Source organism: Lacinutrix sp. MEBiC02404, assembly GCF_053601575.1.
The window spans coordinates 1-304 of record NZ_JBSHNV010000133.1 but is presented as its reverse complement, the minus strand read 5'-3'; the positions used below and the strand labels follow the sequence as shown (position 1 = coordinate 304).

Below are 304 nucleotides of genomic sequence, written 5' to 3'. Positions count from 1 at the left end.
GGAGATTTAACAAATGTAGATTTAACAGACACAACAAGTGACTGGGCAACTGCAGATTGTGATGGTGACGGAGTAAGTAACTTAGACGAGGTGGATCCTGATGGAGACGGCGTTCAAGGACCAAACGACACCGATCCAAATGATGCATGTGAATTTACAGCAACAGATATTACTTTACCTGTAACAGCAATTACGGATTGTGATGGTGATGGAGAAACAAGTGATACGGATCCAAATGATACCGATCCATGTATCGGAGGAACATTATCCAATGTAGATTTAACAGACACAACAAGTGACTGGG

The 304-nt window shown here is 42.1% G+C and carries 1 pseudogene; it reads left to right on the top strand.

Going from position 1 to position 304, the window contains the following annotated elements:
• Positions 1-304: pseudogene (locus ACVCXO_RS03695) on the top strand (hypothetical protein); the annotation flags it as partial.